The organism is Rhodospirillales bacterium (assembly GCA_016712595.1).
In the GTDB taxonomy this organism is placed as follows: domain Bacteria; phylum Pseudomonadota; class Alphaproteobacteria; order Rhodospirillales; family Defluviicoccaceae; genus Defluviicoccus.
Genome location: JADJQT010000001.1, coordinates 2,510,755 through 2,528,857, shown reverse-complemented (window position 1 = coordinate 2,528,857; position 18,103 = coordinate 2,510,755). Strand labels below are relative to the sequence as shown.

The 18,103-nt window shown below is 62.0% G+C and carries 11 protein-coding genes and 2 tRNA genes; 11 read left to right on the top strand and 2 right to left on the bottom strand.

Annotation, left to right across the window (positions count from 1 at the left end; translation table 11 throughout):
• The first annotated feature begins 27 nt into the window (after nt 1-27).
• From IPK66_11375 to IPK66_11340, 8 genes are all read left to right on the top strand, one after another.
• A complete protein-coding gene (locus IPK66_11375; GenBank protein ID MBK8175831.1) occupies nt 28-1,473 on the top strand; it encodes a malonyl-CoA decarboxylase family protein in 1,446 nt (481 codons plus the stop codon).
• 134 nt (nt 1,474-1,607) lie between these two features.
• Nucleotides 1,608-1,692 (top strand) — tRNA-Leu (locus tag IPK66_11370).
• Between the two features lie 96 nt (nt 1,693-1,788).
• On the top strand, nt 1,789-3,234 hold the full coding sequence (locus IPK66_11365; protein ID MBK8175830.1) for a trigger factor: 1,446 nt from the start codon (nt 1,789-1,791) through the stop codon (nt 3,232-3,234).
• Between the two features lie 169 nt (nt 3,235-3,403).
• Entirely contained in the window at nt 3,404-4,096 is a 693-nt protein-coding gene (gene clpP / locus IPK66_11360; protein ID MBK8175829.1) for an ATP-dependent Clp endopeptidase proteolytic subunit ClpP, read from the top strand.
• Nucleotides 4,097-4,258: 162 nt separating this feature from the next.
• Entirely contained in the window at nt 4,259-5,524 is a 1,266-nt protein-coding gene (clpX, locus tag IPK66_11355) for an ATP-dependent Clp protease ATP-binding subunit ClpX (GenBank protein MBK8175828.1), read from the top strand.
• 148 nt (nt 5,525-5,672) lie between these two features.
• Nucleotides 5,673-8,075 (top strand): endopeptidase La, encoded by a 2,403-nt coding sequence (gene lon, locus IPK66_11350; protein ID MBK8175827.1) that lies wholly within the window; start codon nt 5,673-5,675, stop codon nt 8,073-8,075.
• Nucleotides 8,076-8,282: 207 nt separating this feature from the next.
• A complete protein-coding gene (locus tag IPK66_11345; GenBank protein ID MBK8175826.1) occupies nt 8,283-8,555 on the top strand; it encodes an HU family DNA-binding protein in 273 nt (90 codons plus the stop codon).
• A gap of 118 nt (nt 8,556-8,673) precedes the next feature.
• Nucleotides 8,674-8,749, top strand: a tRNA-Val gene (locus tag IPK66_11340).
• Between the two features lie 125 nt (nt 8,750-8,874).
• On the opposite strand, the gene IPK66_11335 is transcribed toward IPK66_11340, so the two are convergent.
• Nucleotides 8,875-9,012, bottom strand: coding sequence for a hypothetical protein (locus IPK66_11335; GenBank protein MBK8175825.1), 138 nt, complete (start codon nt 9,010-9,012; stop codon nt 8,875-8,877).
• A gap of 77 nt (nt 9,013-9,089) precedes the next feature.
• Here IPK66_11335 and glgX point away from each other — a divergent pair, with 77 nt between their 5' ends.
• From glgX to treY, 3 genes are read left to right on the top strand one after another with little or no spacing between them, the layout of a single operon-like run.
• Nucleotides 9,090-11,243, top strand: coding sequence for a glycogen debranching protein GlgX (gene glgX / locus IPK66_11330; protein ID MBK8175824.1), 2,154 nt, complete (start codon nt 9,090-9,092; stop codon nt 11,241-11,243).
• Nucleotides 11,240-13,117: a malto-oligosyltrehalose trehalohydrolase gene (treZ, locus tag IPK66_11325; protein ID MBK8175823.1), complete on the top strand. Its 1,878-nt coding sequence runs from the start codon at nt 11,240-11,242 to the stop codon at nt 13,115-13,117. The genes glgX and treZ overlap by 4 nt, the downstream gene beginning before the upstream one ends.
• A complete protein-coding gene (gene treY, locus IPK66_11320) occupies nt 13,111-16,059 on the top strand; it encodes a malto-oligosyltrehalose synthase (protein MBK8175822.1) in 2,949 nt (982 codons plus the stop codon). Before treZ ends, treY begins: the two co-directional genes overlap by 7 nt.
• A 109-nt stretch (nt 16,060-16,168) precedes the next feature.
• On the opposite strand, the gene IPK66_11315 is transcribed toward treY, so the two are convergent.
• A complete protein-coding gene (locus IPK66_11315; protein ID MBK8175821.1) occupies nt 16,169-17,725 on the bottom strand; it encodes a DUF839 domain-containing protein in 1,557 nt (518 codons plus the stop codon).
• Between the last annotated feature and the right edge of the window lie 378 nt (nt 17,726-18,103).

The window sequence follows — 18,103 nt, the reverse complement described above, 5'->3', positions numbered from 1 at the left end:
ACAGGCGCGAAAGACCGGGTCCGATCCATGGAAACAAAGACACTCGCCAAACCCGAAGATGGAGGCAGTCTTTTTCAGCAGGCGCTGCGTTCGCTGCGCTATCGCTGGCAGAATATCGCCGGAGCGGAATACGACGCGGAGGCGGCGAGCACCCGTCCCAACCTTCCGGAAGACGACCTTGAGCGCTTGCGCCGGCAGATGCGCGACTGTCTCGAGGCACGCGGCGGCGAGGTTACCGCGCGGGCGCGTGCCGCGGCGCTCGGACGCGCTTATTTGGCACTCGATCAGCAGGGGCGCGAGCGCTTCCTGCGCATGCTGGCGGAGGATTTCGACGTCGTCGACGAGGCGGTGGAGGCGGCGATCGAATCGTTGCACGAAACCCAGAGCATCGAGGAGCGCCGGCTCGCCCGGCGACGCCTGCGCCAGGCGCTGGAATCGCCGCGCAGCACGCTGCTAACGCAGTTTAACAGCTTGCCCGAGGGGGTGAAGTTTCTTGTTAATATGCGCGCAGAACTGCTTGCGATAGTGCGAAAAGATCCAATTTTTGGTTTGCTTGAGGACGATCTTCGGGCTCTTCTCGCCACTTGGTTCGATGTTGATTTTCTTGAGCTGCGACGGATCACCTGGGACACGGCTTCGGGCGCGCTGCTTGAAAAGCTGATCGCATACGAGGCGGTACATGCGATCGAAAGCTGGGACGAGCTCAAGGACCGCTTGGACTACGACCGGCGATATTTCGCCTACTTTCATCCGCGCATGCCCAACGAGCCGTTGATCTTCGTCGAGGTGGCGCTGGTCAGCGGCATGGCCGATAATGTTCAGGGCTTGCTCGATCCGGCGACACCGGTGCAAGATCCGGCCTCAGCCAACACCGCCATCTTCTACTCGATCAACAATGCCCAACGCGGTCTCGATGGCATCAGTTTTGGCAATTTTCTGATCAAGCGCGTGGTCGACCGGCTCTTGCAGGAGTTCCCCAACCTCAAGGTTTTCGCCACGCTATCGCCGATCCCGGGGTTTATGAAATGGCTGGGCGCGACGTTGTCGGATGGCGACGCCGGCTTGCTGCTTCCCTCGGAGCGAAAGACCCTGGGCGGCGTTCTCGGCGTCGATAAGGGCGCCAAGGGATGGCTGAAAGAAACGCTGAGTTCGACCGCGTGGGCCGAGGACGAAGCCCTGGCGAAGGCCCTGCGGCCGATTCTCTGCCGGCTGTGCGCCCGTTATCTCGTGCACGAGAAGCGGGCGAGCGGCGCCGCGCTCGATCCGGTCGCCCACTTCCACCTGAGCAACGGCGCGCGCATGGAGCGGCTGAACTGGATGGCCGACCGATCGAGCAAGGGCTTGCGGCAATCGGCGGGACTGATGATCAACTATCGCTACGATCTGGCTCGCATCGACGCCAATCATGAGGGTTACCGCGCCAATGGCCGGCGAGCCCTGTCGTCGTCGATCAAGGGACTGCTCGGCGATTGACCGCAGCCGCGACGGGGCATAGGGCAATTGGGTCAGGCGGCAGGCGGGAAGCCCCGCGCCGATGGCTGATGATGATTGACAGACGAGCGCACTCAATTAGAGTTCGCATCCCTGCTGGCGGGTGCGGCGTTCCGGCGGGCGTGGTGGAACTGGTAGACACGCAGGATTTAGGTTCCTGTGACGAAAGTCGTGGGGGTTCAAATCCCTCCGCCCGCACCATCCGACCTCCCCACCCGTCCATGTCGGAGCGGGCGGCAACGCGAAGCTCTGCGGCCGCCTTTGGCCTGCCGGCTTCCTCGATATCTACGTGAGACGATGCAAGTTACTGAAACGCAAATCGACGAACTTACCCGGCAATTCCGCGTGGCGCTTACCGCCGACGAGATCGAACGCAAGGTCGAGACCCGGCTCAACGAGCTTGCCCTTTCGGTGAAGATTCCCGGCTTTCGCCCCGGCAAGGTGCCGATCGCCCTCATGCGCAAGCGCTACGGCGCCTCGGTCAAGAGCGAGGTTCTCGAAGCGGCGATCAACGAGAGTTCGCAGACGGTGATCAGCGAGCGTGGCTTGCGCGCGGCGCTGCCGCCGCGGGTCGAACTCGCCGCCTTGCCCGAAGACGGCGATGTCGAATTCACCGTCGCCGTCGAACTGCTGCCGGAGATCACGCCGCCGGATTACGCGCAGATTCAGCTCGAACGGCTCGTCGCGTCGGTGGACGAGGCGGATGTCGAGCGCCGTGTCGAGCGCTTTTCCGAAGCCGTTGGCGAGGAATCCCCCCTGAGCGAGTCTCGGGCGGCGCAGACGGGCGACATCGTCGTGCTCGACGTGCTCGGTCCCGACGATCGCTGGCCGTTTGATGCGGAGAACAGCACGGACGTTCGCATGCGCGTCGGAATGGACGGGCCGGTCCCGGGATTTACCGAGCAACTGATCGGCGCTGCCGCCGGTGAACGCCGCCAGATCACCGTGACCATCCCGGACGACGCCGAGCGGCGCGATCTCGTAGGGCAGGAGCGGACGTACGACGTCGAGATCAAGGAGATAAGAACGCTGCAACCGGCTGCGATCGACGACGAACTGGCCAAGCGCGGCGGGTGGGAAAATCTCGAGGACCTGAAAACCTGGTTGCGCGAGCAGCACGACAACGAGCTGAAATCGATGACGCGGATGCGCCTGAAACGCGCGCTCCTCGACCGGTTGGCGGAACTCTACGACTTTGCCGTGCCCAAGGGGCTGGTCGAGCGCGAATATGGGACGATCCTTGCCCAGTTCGCCGAGAAGACGGCCGACGCCCATAGCGATGATCACGATCACCACGATCATGAGCATCACGATCATGAGCATCACGATCATGACCACAGCCAGTGCGATCATGACCACGGCCCTGCGCACGACGCGCCGGCGGCCGATGCGGCGCTCAGCGATGCGCAAAAGGACGAATATCGGGCGCTCGCCGAACGGCGGGTGCGCCTCGGCCTGCTGCTTGCTGAAATCGGCCGCGTCAACAACCTGCGGGTCACATCGGAGGAAATGGGCAAGGCGATTGTTGCCCAGGCGCGACGCTTCCCCGGCCAGGAACAGCAGGTGATCGATTTCCTGCGCAAAAATCCGCAGGCACACGAGGGACTGGCTGCTCCGATCCTCGAGGACAAGGTGGTGGATTTCATCCTCGAAATGGCACAGGTCAGCGAGCGGAACGTTTCCGCAGAAGAGTTGTTGCGCGACCCGGATGCGCAGACCACATCATCCGCGGTGGCCGAGTAGCGATTTTGAATGCGGTATTGGCAAGACGTTCGCGCGCGGTCACTGACGTCGAAGCGATGGTAATGTTACGTCTTCATTGCATCGGCGCAAACGAAGGCATGCAGGCGATACCTGCCCGATCGCTTTGCGGCAGCTGATCATCAAGGCGCAGGTCGGCGCCAGATCGGCGATGCCCGCGAGGCTTGAGGGTGATAGATTCGAGAAGGGATGGCTGGTGGAAACCTACATGAATTCGCTGATCCCCATGGTTGTCGAGACGACCAATCGCGGAGAACGTGCGTACGATATCTATTCGCGCCTGCTCAAGGAGCGCATCGTCTTCCTGACCGGTCAGGTGCATGACGGCGTCGCGAGCCTTATCTGTGCGCAGCTTTTGTTCCTTGAGTCGGAAAACCCCAACAAGGACATCGCTTTCTACATCAATTCCCCGGGCGGCCTGGTGACTGCCGGTCTCGCCATCTACGATACGATGCAATACATCCGCCCGGACGTTTCGACTGTCTGCATCGGTCAGGCGGCGTCGATGGGATCGCTTTTGCTCGCGGCGGGCGCTGCCGGCAAGCGCTTCGCCCTGCCGAACGCCCGGATCATGGTGCACCAGCCATCCGGTGGCGCGCAGGGCCAGGCGACCGACATCGAGATCCAGGCGCGCGAGATCCTGTCGTTGCGCGCACGCCTCAACTCGATCTACGTCCATCACACGCGCCAGCCGCTCGACGTCATCGAGCGCGCGGTCGAGCGTGACCGCTTCATGAACCCGGAGGAGGCAAAGGAGTTCGGCATCGTTGACGACGTGGTGAGCAGCCGCCCGCGCAGCGACGACGGCGAACGTCCGGCGGCGGTCCGCGTGCAACGCACGTGAACGGGGCGCCCGCCGGCCTTGCCGCGTTTGGGGAATTGCCGCCGCAAGGACCGGCAACAGCCCTGGACGCGGCGCTCGACGGCTTGCCAGCGTTTTGGCATTGTACCAATCGCTTGCAAATGGATAACATAGCAACGTTACGGCGCGGTTACGGAAGAGGCCATGAGCAAATCTGCGGGTGGTGACTCGAAGAACACCCTCTACTGCTCCTTCTGCGGCAAGAGCCAGCATGAGGTCCGCAAACTGATCGCCGGCCCGACGGTGTTCATCTGTGATGAATGCGTCGAGCTGTGCATGGACATCATCCGCGAGGAGCATAAGACGGGACTGATCAAGTCAGGCGAGGGTGTCCCCACGCCGCTTGAGATCTGCACTGTTCTCGACGACTACGTCATTGGCCAGAGCCGGGCGAAGAAGGTCCTGTCGGTTGCCGTGCACAACCATTACAAACGGATCAATCACACAGCCAAGAACAATGATGTCGAGCTGGCGAAGTCGAACATTCTGTTGATCGGCCCGACCGGCTGCGGCAAGACGCTGCTGGCGCAGACGCTGGCGCGCATCCTCGACGTGCCGTTCACCATGGCGGACGCGACGACGCTCACCGAAGCCGGCTATGTCGGCGAGGATGTCGAGAACATCATCCTCAAGCTGTTGCAGGCGGCCGACTACAACGTCGAGCGGGCACAGCGCGGGATCGTCTACATCGACGAGGTCGACAAGATTTCGCGCAAGTCCGACAATCCGTCGATCACCCGCGACGTCTCCGGCGAAGGCGTGCAGCAGGCGCTGCTGAAGATCATGGAGGGCACCATCGCCAGCGTGCCGCCGCAAGGCGGGCGCAAGCATCCGCAGCAGGAGTTCCTTCAGGTCGATACGACGAACATCTTGTTCATCTGCGGCGGTGCCTTCTCCGGACTGGATAAGATCATTTCCGCCCGCACCAAGGGCACGACGGTCGGCTTTGGCGCCGATGTGCGCGCCCCGGACGAGCGCCAGACCGGCGAGATCCTCAAGGAAGTCGAGCCGGAAGATCTCCTGAAGTTCGGCCTGATTCCCGAGTTCATCGGCCGCTTGCCGGTGATCGCGACCCTGGGCGACCTCGACGAGGAGGCACTGGTCGACATCCTGACCAAACCGAAAAACGCACTGGTCAAGCAGTATCAGCGGCTGTTTGAAATGGAGGGAGTGCGCCTCGAATTCACCGAAGGCGCGCTTAAGGGCGTGGCCAAGCGGGCGATGCAGCGCAAGACCGGCGCCCGTGGCCTGCGTTCGATCATGGAGAGCATCCTGCTCGAGACGATGTTCGACCTTCCCGGCCTCGAAGGGGTTGAGGAGGTGGTGATCAATCGCGAAGTCGCCGAGGAGCAGGCCAACCCGCTGTTCATCTACGCCGATCGTCGCGGCGACGTCGGTAGCAGCGCCTGAAACCGGCACGCCCCGGTCCGTTCGCCGTGAACTTGACCGGGGCGGGTTGCCGCCCCACCTCTCGGCATGATCGCCGCGAGTTCCGGCGAATCGCGTCGTTGGTTTTCGCTCGCGATCCGCAGCCGGAAGGAACAAGGATGCCAGCCTCGTGACCAGCCAGACGAATATTTTCCCGGTCCTGCCGCTTCGCGACATCGTCGTCTTTCCGCACATGATCGTGCCGCTGTTTGTCGGCCGCGAAAAGTCGGTTCGCGCTTTGGAAGACGTGATGAAGGACGACCGGCAGATCCTGCTGGTGGCGCAGAAGAATGCGGCGCAGGACGATCCCACGCCTCAGGACATTTTTTCCGTCGGCACGATCTCGACGGTTCTGCAGTTGCTGAAACTGCCGGACGGCACGGTCAAGGTTCTCGTCGAGGGCGGGCATCGCGCGAGCATCCGCGCCTTTACCGACCGGGACGAGTTCTTCGAAGCGGAAGCGGTGGTCATTCCCGACGGCGGTGGCGAACAGCAGGAACTGGAAGCGTTGTCGCGCTCCGTGGTCGGGCAGTTCGAACAGTACATCAAGCTGAACAAGAAGATCCCACCCGAGGTGCTCGTTTCGATCAACCAGATCGAGGAGCCGAGCAAGCTCGCCGATACGGTTGCCTCGCACCTGGCACTGAAGATCGCCGACAAGCAGGAACTGCTGGAGATCGATACGGTCGCCGAACGCCTTGAGCGGATCTATTCGTTCATGGAAGCCGAGATCGGTGTCCTGCAGGTGGAAAAGCGCATCCGTAACCGCGTCAAGCGGCAGATGGAGAAAACGCAGCGCGAGTACTATCTGAACGAGCAGCTCAAGGCGATCCAGAAGGAACTCGGCGAAAGCGAGGACGGGCGCGACGAAGCGGGCGAACTCGAGGAGCGGATCAAGAAAACGCCGCTCAGCAAGGAAGCGCGGGAAAAGGCGCTGGGCGAGCTGAAGAAGCTGCGTTCGATGAGCCCGATGTCGGCCGAAGCCACCGTCGTGCGCAATTATCTCGACTGGATGCTGACCATTCCGTGGAAAAAGCGCACACGGATCAAAAAGGACATCAAGCACGCTCAGGAAATCCTCGATACGGATCATTATGGGCTGAGCAAGGTCAAGGAGCGAATTCTCGAATATCTGGCCGTCCAGCAGCGGACCAACCGCCTTCGCGGCCCGATTCTTTGCCTCGTCGGCCCGCCCGGTGTCGGCAAGACCTCGCTCGGCAAGTCGATCGCGCGGGCGACGGGGCGAAATTTCGTGCGCATGTCGCTGGGTGGCGTGCGCGACGAGGCGGAGATTCGCGGTCACCGGCGGACCTATATCGGCTCGATGCCGGGCAAGATCATCCAGGGGATGAAGAAGGCCAAGGCATCGAACCCGCTGTTCCTGCTCGACGAAGTCGACAAAATGGGGCACGACTGGCGCGGCGATCCGGCCTCGGCACTGCTTGAGGTCCTTGATCCCGAGCAGAACAGCGCCTTCAACGATCACTACCTCGAGATCGATTACGACCTGTCGGACGTGCTGTTCGTCACCACGGCGAACACGATGAACATGCCGCCGCCGTTGCTTGATCGCATGGAGATCATCCGTATCTCGGGGTATACCGAAGATGAGAAGATCGAGATCGCCAAGCGGCATCTGATGCCGAAACAGATCGAGGCGCACGGCCTGAAGGCGGAGGAGTGGTCGATCGCCGATGAAGCGCTGCGCGATCTGATTCGCTACTACACTCGCGAGGCCGGCGTCCGCAATCTTGAGCGCGAGATCGCAACACTCACGCGCAAGGCGATCAAAGACATCATGATGGGCGAGCAGTCGAGCGTCCACGTGACCTCCACCAACCTTGAGACCTATGCCGGCGTCAAGAAATTCCGCTACGGCGAGATCGAAGAGGAAGACATGGTCGGTGTCACCACCGGCCTTGCCTGGACAGAGGTCGGTGGCGAGCTGTTGTCGATCGAGGCCGTGGTGGTGCCCGGCAAGGGGCGGGTGACCTACACCGGCAAGCTCGGTGACGTGATGCGCGAATCAATCCAGGCGGCGAAGTCGTTCGTGCAGTCGCGCGCCATTCGATTCGGTATTTCACCGCTCTCGTTCAGCCGACGGGACATTCATGTCCACGTCCCCGAAGGCGCAACGCCCAAGGACGGACCGTCGGCGGGAGTGGCGATGGTGACCTCCATCGTCTCCGTGCTCACCGGCATCGCGGTGAGAAAGGACGTGGCGATGACCGGCGAGGTAACGCTGCGTGGCCGTGTTCTGCCGATCGGCGGCTTGAAGGAGAAGCTGCTTGCCGCGCATCGCGGTGGGCTGAAAACCGTGTTGATTCCGCGTGACAACGAACGGGAGCTCTCGGAGATCGCTGATAACATCAAGCAAAGGTTGAACATCATCCCGGTCGCGACCGTCGACGAGGTACTGGCCAACGCGCTCGTCGGCGATTTGACGCCCATTGAATGGGATGAGGATTCCGATCTCCAGGCACCGTCAGTTGCGGCGGAGGAGGATGATATCGGCGGCGTGCTGACCCACTGACCTGCTTGCGGCGGCCGCGCGGGTTTTTGCGTGCTCGCCGCCGCACATGGTCCTCACCGTTTCCGGCCGATCCGTGCAAACGGTTGTGCTATCGCGCTGTTTCCGCGATTGACGGACGGATTGAACAGCATTTACAGTTTTTCTACGGAGCATTTGGGTGCTTCCGGCGGGCAAGCGGCCCGGCCAATCCTCAATCGGGGGAGTTCATTGAATAAGAATGACTTGATCAACACGGTTGCGACTGAGACCGGCCTCGCCAAGCAGGAAGCGGCGAAGGCGATCGACAGCGTGTTCGACGCGATTACGGGCGCACTGAAGATCGGCGACGAGGTCCGTCTGGTCGGGTTCGGAACGTTCAGTGTCTCCGAGCGCGCCGCCTCGCAAGGGCGCAATCCGCGCACCGGCGATACAATCAGCATCTCGGCCTCAAAGCAGCCGAAATTCCGCGCCGGCAAGGGGCTGAAGGACGCGCTCAACTAATCGCGCGTAGCGGCGTTGCCGCCGCGCGCACCTGTACGCGGCGTTCCTGCTTGCGCTAAGATCAGACGGGCAGTCGAGGTTCACGCCCTCACCAAAAACGGCAGGTATCAGTGCCTCCGGGCGGTTAGCTCAGTTGGTAGAGCGCCACGTTTACACCGTGGATGTCGGCGGTTCGAGCCCGTCACCGCCCACCACTGTCGTTCGCTGCCGGCATTTTGTCGGACCGGGCCCAGTCGTGAGATGATAGACTGCTCCGATCCGCGCCGGTGCGCCGACCATTTTCTGCGCAGGCGCTCGAACGAGACGAACACACACAAGATCACATAAAATGCCGGCGGGTCGGCAGGTGAGCGCCTGCGCTGATCTGATAGGGGAACCTTTCGCGTTGCCCGAACGTTGATTTCCTGCGGTGATCATCGCCGTCACCGCCGAGTTCGTTTTCAATCACGCCAGCCATCCCGGTCTTCCATCCCAGCCTGTCAACGCGTCGTCTGGCGAGCGGTGTTGGACCGTGCCCCAAGGGAGTTGCACCCAATGACCTCTGAGAGCCTTCGTGTATGGCCTGGAAATCCCTACCCGCTGGGTGCCACATGGGACGGCATGGGGGTGAATTTCGCTCTGTTTACCGAGCATGCGGAAAAGGTTGAGCTTTGTCTGTTTGACGAGGCCGGCGAGCGGGAAACGGCGCGCGTCGTCCTGCCCGAATACACCGACGAGGTCTGGCACGGATACCTGCCGGACGTTCGGCCGGCGCAGCTCTATGGGTATCGCGTTCATGGCCCTTACGAGCCGGAACGGGGGCATCGCTTCAATGCCAACAAGCTGTTGATCGACCCTTACGCCCGCTCTCTGTCCGGCGACGTCCTCTGGCACGACGCCAATTTCGGCTATCGCATCGGTGCGCCCGAGGGAGATCTCAGCTTCGATGAGCGTGACAGCGCCCCCTACATGCCGAAATGCCGCGTCGTCGATTCCGCGTTCACCTGGGGCGAGGATCGTGCTCCGCGCGCCGAGTGGCACGACAGCATCATCTATGAGATGCATGTCCGCGGCTTTACCATGCGCCATCCGGCGATCGACGAGACGATGCGCGGAACCTTCGCCGGCCTGTCGGCGCCGGCGTCGGTCGATTATCTGCGCAGCCTCGGGATCACCGCTGTCGAGCTGTTGCCGGTCCAGGCCTTTCTGCACGACCGCCACCTGATCGAGCGCAAGCTGTGCAACTATTGGGGCTACAATACGCTGGCTTTTTTCGCCCCCCATCCGACGTACCTGTCGACCGGACATCTTGGAGAATTCAAGACCCTGGTGCAGGTGCTGCACTCGGGCGGCATCGAGGTCATTCTCGACGTCGTCTACAATCATACCGCCGAGGGCAGCGAGCTAGGTCCGACCTTCTCATTCCGCGGGATCGATAACGCGTCCTACTACCACTGCGTTCCCGGCAATGAGCGCTACTACATGGATTTTACCGGCTGCGGCAATGCCTTCGACCTTCGCCATCCGCGCGTCCTGCAACTGGTGATGGATTCACTGCGCTACTGGGTCGAGGACATGCATGTCGACGGGTTCCGCTTTGATCTCGCCTCGACGCTGGCCCGCGAGCAGGAAGGGTTCGATCACCACTGCGGCTTCCTCGATGCGATGCGACAGGACCCGGTGCTCTCACGGGTCAAGCTCATCGCCGAGCCATGGGACGTCGGTCTCGGAGGCTACCAGCTCGGCGGCTTTCCCGCCGGCTGGGCCGAATGGAACGATCGCTACCGCGATACCGTGCGCAAGTTCTGGAAGGGTGACGACGGCCAGGTCGCCGAACTCGCCACGCGATTGACGGGATCGAGCGACATCTTCAACACCCACGGCCGCCGTCCGTGGTCATCGGTCAACTTCGTCACCGCCCACGACGGCTTCACCCTGGCGGATACCGTCGCCTATAACGGCAAGCACAACGACGCTAATCAGGAGTCCAACCGTGACGGCACTGACAGCAACAATTCGTGGAACTGCGGAACGGAAGGGCCGACGGATGACCTCGATATCCGCCACCTGCGTCGCAAGCAGCGACGCAATCTGATCGCGACCTTGCTCCTCTCGCAAGGTCTGCCAATGATCGTTGCCGGCGATGAATTTGGCCGCAGCCAGGGCGGCAACAACAATGCCTACTGCCAGGACAGCGAGATCAGCTGGATCGACTGGCAGGCGATCGACGCGGAGGAGGAAGCGTTCCGCGAATTCGTCAAGTCGGTCATTCAGCTCCGCCGGCAGCACATCGTCCTGCACCGCCAGCGATTTTTTTTCTCACGCTCGATCAAGGGTACCGAAATCACCGATATCGCCTGGTATCGCCCGGACGGAAAGGATCTGGATCAGGACGACTGGGGTGATGGAGGATTGCACAGGATCAGTTTCGTCGTTCGCGGCGAGGCGGGGGAGTATCACTTGACACCGCGCGGCGAGCCGCAGCCGGATGACAGCTTCTTCGTCATCCTCAACGCCGACCATGAGGTAGTCGAGTGGACGATCCCAACGATGTCGGCTGGCCACGTCTGGCAATTGTTGATTGAAACCGATCGCGACGAGATCGTTGATGGTGAAACCTACGGCGATGGTGACCTGTTCGCGGTACAGCCGCGCTCCCTTGCCGTCTTCATCCGCAAGCACGAAGTCGAGAACGGAGGAAATACATGACGGGGGCGAGCGCAATCCATCGCATGCCGTTCGGTGCGGAACCTGATGGCGAGGGGGTCAGGTTCCGCCTGTGGGCGCCGAACGCGAACACGATTACCCTGTGCCTTGAGGGACCGGAACAGACGGATGAGCAGCCGATGCCAGCGCTCGCCGATGGCTGGCGCGAGGCGCACGTCGCCGGCATTGGCGAGGGGGCGCGCTATCGCTTTCGCGTCGATAACGATCTTCTCGTGCCCGATCCGGCGTCGCGCCATCAACCGCTGGACGTGCACGGTCCGAGCGAGGTCATCGATCCTACCGCTTATGTCTGGCGCTGTACCGACTGGCGGGGCCGGCCCTGGGAAGACGCGGTAATCTACGAGTTGCACGTCGGTGCATTCACCCCTGAGGGGACCTTCCGCGCGGCGATCGATCAACTCCCCTATCTCGCCGCGCTCGGTGTCACCGCGATCGAACTCATGCCGGTCGCCGATTTCCCCGGCGCCTACGACTGGGGTTATGACGGCGTTTCGCTGTTCGCGCCGGACGCGACCTACGGCAGGCCGGAGGACCTCAAGGCATTCGTCGATGCGGCGCATGGCCATGGCCTGATGGTGATCCTCGACGTCGTCTACAATCATTTCGGTCCCGAGGGGAACTACCTGCACGTTTATGGCAAGCGTTTCTTCAACGAAGCGAAGCACACCCCTTGGGGAGCGGCCATCAACTTCGACGCCGACGGCTCGACGATCGTGCGCCGCTTTTTCATTGATAACGCACTCTACTGGCTGGAGGAGTTCGCCTTCGACGGTCTGCGGCTCGACGCCGTGCACGCGATCGACGACAGCTCTGATCCCGATATTCTCACCGATATTGCCGCCGCCGTGCGCGAGCGGATTCCCGCCGGCCGCCACGTCCACCTGGTGCTGGAAAACGATGCGAACGAAGCCCGCTACCTCGCGCGCGATGCGCGCGGGGAGCCGCTGCACTACGTCGCCCAGTGGAACGACGACGTTCACCACGCGCTGCACGTGCTGATGACCGGCGAAGACCAGGGATACTATCTCGATTATGCCGACGATCCGGTGGGCCGGCTGGTCCGCTGCCTGACGGAGGGTTTTGCCTATCAGAACGATCCGTCGACCTATCGCCGGGGCGAGACTCGCGGAGAGGTCAGCGCGCATTTGCCGCCGACGGCCTTCGTCGCGTTTACCCAGAACCACGATCAGATCGGCAATCGGGCCATGGGCGAGCGCATGGCCACGATCGCGCCGTCCGCCGCAGTTCGTGCCGGCCTCGCGCTGCTGTTACTGGCACCGGCGCCGCCGTTGCTGTTCATGGGCGAGGAATGGGCCTCGCGACGACCGTTTCAGTTCTTCTGCGATTTCGGTGATGACCTGAGCGCCGCCGTCCGCGATGGGCGCCGGCGGGAATTCGCCGCCTTTCCGGAGTTCGCCGATGATGCGGCGTTGGCGCGCATTCCCGATCCGACCGCGCGATCGACGTTCGAGGCGAGCAAGCTCGACTGGCAGGAGCGGCTCGGCACCCCGCATTCCGAGGTCCTGGCGATGACGCGCGCCCTGCTCGCCTTGCGCGCCCGCGAGGTCGTGCCGCGCCTCGCCGGAACCGGTGATCATGCGGGGCGGGCGCTATGGATGCGAGAGCGAAGCTTTGCCGTCAGGTGGCGACTGGCGGATGGCAGCGGCCTCGTCGTTACCGCCAACCTCGGCGACGTGGCGGCACTCACACCAGATAGCCAGGCCGAGTCAGGGCGGCTGCTCTTTACGACTCACGCCGATCTTGATGCCGAGGCGCGCAACAGCCTGCCGCCGTGGTGCGTCCGCTGGCATCTTGCCGTGATCGGTGCCGCGACGAAGCGGGAGGTGCGATCGTGACCCAGGTTCCCAGCGTTCCCCGTGCGACGTACCGCCTGCAGTTCAACCGCGACTTCGGCTTTGCCGATGCCGAGGCGGTCGTTTCCTACCTTGCCCGCCTCGGCATCAGTCATGTCTATGCCTCGCCGTACCTGAAGGCGCGCGCCGGCAGCACCCACGGCTACGACATCACCGATCACAACGCCTTCAATCCCGAGATTGGCGATGAGTCGGCGTTCGTCTCGTTCAGTGATGCGCTCGGCGCCGAGGGCATGGGGCAGATCCTCGATTTCGTGCCCAATCACATGGGGATCAGCCACGATGACAATGTCTGGTGGCTCGACGTCCTCGAGTGGGGGGAGGAATCGCCCTACGCCCAGTACTTCGACATCGACTGGAGCGCGGTCAAGGTCGAGCTGAGCGACAAGGTGCTCCTGCCGGTTCTGGGCGACCATTATGGCCGTGTGCTGGAGGCGGGCGAACTCAAGCTGGGCTTCGATGCGGGCACCGGCAGCTTCAGCGTATGGTACTACGACCATCGCTTTCCGGTTACACCCGGTACCTATCCGCGCATCCTGCGCGGGGTCATGACCGAATACGTGCGCGTGGGCGGCGATGACAGCGCGACGATCATTGAGCTCGAAGACCTGCTCGTTGGCTTTCGCGACGTCGGCAACTGGACCCCGGCGATGGGTTCGGCGTCGATGCGGCGCGCGGAGGCCGACCGGCTAAAGGCGCGCCTCGTCGATCTCGTCAACCGGACCCCATCGGTGGCCGAAATCATGTCGATCGCCCTTGCCCGACTGAACGGCAAGGCCGGCGATCCGGAAAGCCTCGTTGCGGTGCACGAATTGCTCGAAGCGCAAAACTATCGTCTCGCTTACTGGCGCGTGGCGGCGGAGGAAATCAATTACCGGCGGTTCTTTCAGATCAACGAGCTGGCCGGCATCCGCGTCGAGCTGCCGGCGGTGTTCGAAGACGCCCATCGGCTAGTGCTGTCGCTCATCGGCCAAGGGCGGATTCACGGCCTGCGCATCGATCATATCGACGGACTTTTCGATCCCAAGCAATACCTCGATCGTCTGCAGCAGGCCGCGCGGGCAGCATTGTCCGGCGAAGGCGGCGGCAGCGATGACAGCGCGACGGGCCTTTTCTACGTCGTCGTCGAAAAGATCCTCGCGGGCCACGAATGGCTGCGTGAGGAATGGCCGATCGCCGGTACCACCGGCTACGAATTTCTCAACCGAGTGAATGGCTTGTTTGTCGAACCACGCGGCGAACGGCTGCTGCAGCGGATTTACGAACGCTTTCTCGGCAAGCGTGTGTCGTTCGAGTCGACCGCCTACAACGGCAAGCTGCAGGTCATGGAGTTCGAATTGGCGAGCGAGTTGCGCGTTCTCGCCAACGAATACGATCGGCTGACCGAGAGTAGCTGGCTCACCCGTGACTACACCTTGGTCGGCCTGCGCCAGGCATTGCGTCAGGTCGTCGCCAGCTTTCCGGTCTATCGGACCTATGTCGATGCGAATGGCGCCGCGGCGTCCGACCGCCGCGACATCGATTGGGCGATCGCCCATGCGCGCAGGTCCAGTCTCAGGGCGGACAAGACGGTGTTCGACTTTATCGACGCGGCTTTGACCACTGATCTTTCCAGCGGGCCGAGCCCCTATAATCGGCGCGAGGTGCGGCGGCTGGCGATGAAGTTCCAGCAGTATACCGGCCCGGTCGCGGCCAAAGGGGTAGAAGATACCGCCTTTTATCGTTTCAATCGGCTGATTTCGCTGAACGAGGTGGGCGGCGAGCCGACCCGCTTCGGCATGACGGTCTCGGCGTTCCACAAGATGACGCAGGACTCTGCCCGAAGGTGGCCGCATGCCATGCTGTCGACCGCGACCCACGATACCAAGCGCGGGGAGGATGCGCGGGTTCGCATTGACGTCCTTTCGGAGATGCCGGCCGAATGGGGCCGCCGGGTGCGCCGCTGGGCGATGATCAACCGGCGCCGCAAAGCGGTTGTCAACGACGAGCCGGCGCCCACGGCCAATGACGAATATCTTTTCTACCAGGCACTGGTGGGTGTGTGGCCTGCGGAATTTCATGACGCGGAAGGGATCGATCCAACCATTATCGAGGACTTGAAGGAGCGCCTGTGCACTTACATGACCAAGGCGGTCCGCGAGGCGAAAACCCATTCGAGCTGGATCAACCCCAACAACGAATACGAAGACGCCCTGTTGTCCCTCGTCCGCCGTTGTCTCGACATCACCCGACCAAATCCGTTCCTCGCCGATTTTGGTGACTTCCATCGACGCGTCGCTCTCATCGGCATGGTCAACAGCCTGGCGCAGACCGTACTCAAACTGACCGCACCCGGCGTCCCGGATGTCTATCAGGGCTGCGAGTTTTGGGATTTCAGCTTGGTCGATCCGGACAACCGGCGGCCGATAGACTTCGCCGAACGTCAGCGGCGTCTTTGTGCCTTGGAAGACGCCCGCGCGCAGGGGGAGGACGGGACCGCTGCCCGTCTTCTCGCCTCGTGGCCGGACGGCATGGTCAAGCTGTTCGTCACCTGGCGCCTGCTTACTCTGCGCCGCGAGCGGCCCGAGGTGTTTACCGATTCGACCTACGATCCGCTCGACGTTACCGGCGAGCACGCCGAACACGTCTGTGCCTTCGTACGTGAGGTGCCGAGCGAGCGCATCCTCGTCGTCGTTCCGCGCCTGGGGCACCGGCTGCTCGGTGCCGGCAACGACGCCTTGCCGCTGGGCCCGGACGTTTGGGCAGGCACCGCTCTCGTCCTGCCCGAAGCGGGGGCGCTGCCGTGGACCGATGTGCTGACCGATCGAACGATGACGCCGATCACCAGCGAGGAGGGTGGTACGTTGCTTGAGATGAGAACGATTCTGGCGGCATTTCCCGTCGCGGTGCTGAGACAGGCGATCGACGCGAGCACAACACCGTAACGGTTTCGATGCTTGTTGCGCCACGCCGGATTCCGCACGTGGCGCAACAAAAGCCAATGGAGAGCGCCAGACTCATGGCGCTCTTCGTTCCGCGCCGCTTTAGCGCAGCTTATCGGTAGAAAATCTCCCAAACTTCGTTCATGCCGTGCTGCTGGGTGAAGAAGGCGCGTGCGCCGTCCAGCCCGCTGGCGCGACCGAACATATTGCCGATGCCGGGCTTGCCGTTCGAGACGTGAATGCCGGTCGGCTCATTGTCGCCAAGCAGGACTGATACCGGATCGCGGCCGAGGGCCAGCCAGCGCACTGTCGGCTCGCCAGTAACCGAATAGCCCCACATCGAATCGAGCGTGTTGAGTTGTTCGTGGAGGGAATCGCCGCGATCCTCCTCGGCGAGCAGGGTTGTCGGATCGGCGAAGGCGAGGTTATCGAAGGAGTTGTGCTCAGCATCGCCGAGAACGAACAGCGAGATCTTGTTGCGGGCGACATTGAGTTCGAAGATCGATCCCCACGCGCCGCGTTGGGCAAGCGCGAGCACGTTGCCGGAATTGACGTCGGTATCGCCGGTTTCGTCGAAGTAGAGCTTGCGGAAGTTGGTTCCGGGCTGGAACTGGAAGTTTTCCGGCCGTTTGAATGGCGTAGCGCCGGCGTCCTTGGCCATCTGGTTGGCATCGAAACCCGCTGGCTGCGCCGCCGCCGAATCGAGCACACCGGTATCATGCACCAAAACCCAGGCGATCGGCCACGACGTGTAGGGTGTGTGCAACAGCAACTGCGCCTGCGAGAAGACGTCGGCCTCGGGATCGTCGGCGTGGAAGGTAATCGGCGAGCCGTCGACGCTTACCTGCAACGCCTGCAGCTTGCCGCCTTTCAACAGGTTCGTCTTATCGTAAGGCAGAAAGCGATACATGAACGCGTTGGGCTGGCGCGCAGCCTTGGCGCTGTTTGGATCGCCAGGATCGACATGAATCTTGCTCCCGCCAATGTCTTCCGCCAGATAGAGATTTCCCGCCGGATCGACCTGGATCCCTTCGAATCCTGTGGTGCCGAGAATGCCGTCGAGGGCTGCGAGACGCGGCGGCCAAGTCGCCGGGATCTGCAATACGGCGCCGCCGTCTTCCTGGGTGAACAGCAGCGTCTTGGTGAACGGATCCCAGGTCGATCCGTCGATGGCGTTGAAATGGGTCAGGCCATCCGGGCCAACGGGGGTGACCAGGGTGATTCGATGCGATGGATCATCGACATCGAGGTTGATGCGGGTGACGTAGGCGATATCGCCGTCGTTCTCGTGCCCCTGGAAGAGGAAGTGGCGCCCGTAGTCGTAGCCAGAGACCGGTCCGCCCGGGTTGCGCGCGAGTTCGAGGTAGGTATTCTTGTCGGGTTCGGTCGGCGTTGCCGCCGCAGCGCCCTTGGCGATCTGATCCGCGGTGACCGCGCCATTATTGAGAAAGCCGAAGCGGGTAATCAGGCCCGACGGGTTTTCCAGCGGATCGGCGCCCTTGGCGACCAGCGTCTTGGCGAGATCGGGCGATATCCGGTTGAATTGAACGCCGTCGCGCGGGTTTGCGGTCGGTACGGGAACGTTCACCGGACCAATACCACTGGCGTTTGCCGTACCACCAATTAACAGCAATACTGCGACAATGCTTGAAGCGTTGCGAGAGATCATGAAACTACCCCAAGTATAAACTATTTGAAAAAATAATTGAACCGAATTCATGATATTGGCTAATGATAATTTTATTACTGTATTTTGACAATAAAAATGCAAATTTTTTAGTGTAAAAATTCTATTGTGTAATAAGTTAAATATTAACAATTTTTAATGTTTATGTTTATTGAAAGCTCTTGCCATCTAGTATTATGTAATTATCGGTTTTTCCACGACTCGGTTGTCGCGAACCGAAGCGGTGCTGCATGGCGGCGCGCGATGTGCCGCCGGCACGGCGGTCTGCAAACCAAGGCCGGCGCTAATGGCCGGGTGCGGCAGCCTGCTATCCTTGACAGGGTCGAGGACGGGGGCTAAATCCTCGTTTCCCAGCCGGGC

What these genes read in the sequence shown, in the direction of transcription:
- clpX (MBK8175828.1), top strand. Translation starts at nt 4,259, where the DNA reads ATGAGCAAATCTGCGGGTGGTGACTCGAAGAACACCCTCTACTGCTCC.
- IPK66_11315 (MBK8175821.1), bottom strand. Translation starts at nt 17,725, where the DNA reads ATGATCTCTCGCAACGCTTCAAGCATTGTCGCAGTATTGCTGTTAATT.
- IPK66_11335 (MBK8175825.1), bottom strand. Translation starts at nt 9,012, where the DNA reads ATGGCTGGCGTGATTGAAAACGAACTCGGCGGTGACGGCGATGATCAC.
- glgX (MBK8175824.1), top strand. Translation starts at nt 9,090, where the DNA reads ATGACCTCTGAGAGCCTTCGTGTATGGCCTGGAAATCCCTACCCGCTG.
- clpP (MBK8175829.1), top strand. Translation starts at nt 3,404, where the DNA reads ATGCCCGCGAGGCTTGAGGGTGATAGATTCGAGAAGGGATGGCTGGTG.
- treZ (MBK8175823.1), top strand. Translation starts at nt 11,240, where the DNA reads ATGACGGGGGCGAGCGCAATCCATCGCATGCCGTTCGGTGCGGAACCT.
- IPK66_11375 (MBK8175831.1), top strand. Translation starts at nt 28, where the DNA reads ATGGAAACAAAGACACTCGCCAAACCCGAAGATGGAGGCAGTCTTTTT.
- IPK66_11365 (MBK8175830.1), top strand. Translation starts at nt 1,789, where the DNA reads ATGCAAGTTACTGAAACGCAAATCGACGAACTTACCCGGCAATTCCGC.